The organism is Psychrobacter proteolyticus (genome assembly GCF_038155145.1).
Taxonomy (GTDB): Bacteria; Pseudomonadota; Gammaproteobacteria; order Pseudomonadales; family Moraxellaceae; genus Psychrobacter; species Psychrobacter proteolyticus_B.
This window is the reverse complement of the sequence record NZ_JBAKAY010000273.1, coordinates 1-206: the sequence shown is the minus strand read 5'-3', so window position 1 is coordinate 206 and position 206 is coordinate 1. Positions and strand designations below refer to the sequence as shown.

Below are 206 nucleotides of genomic sequence, written 5' to 3'. Positions count from 1 at the left end.
GTAATATTATCATTCAAGGTTACGGCCTGTCTGAAACAGCACCAGTAGCGACATAATCGTTAATTTCTGCTTCCTCTTGATAGCTATCTATAACGTCTTGAGTATCTAATGTCCAATTGGCTGCATCACTCAAAGCAGTATTCGTTTCTGCAGTGGCTTTTTTTTGAGAAGCGCCAATTTGTGGCGCTTCCAGCACCGCTGCACCG

General features: G+C 43.7%; 1 protein-coding gene. It reads right to left on the bottom strand.

The genetic code is table 11. The features are described from left to right. Positions 1–19 precede the first annotated feature (19 nt). Positions 20–206, bottom strand: a 187-nt coding sequence (locus tag V6252_RS13810; RefSeq protein WP_341610802.1) for a hypothetical protein, incomplete at its 5' end; no start/stop codon positions are given.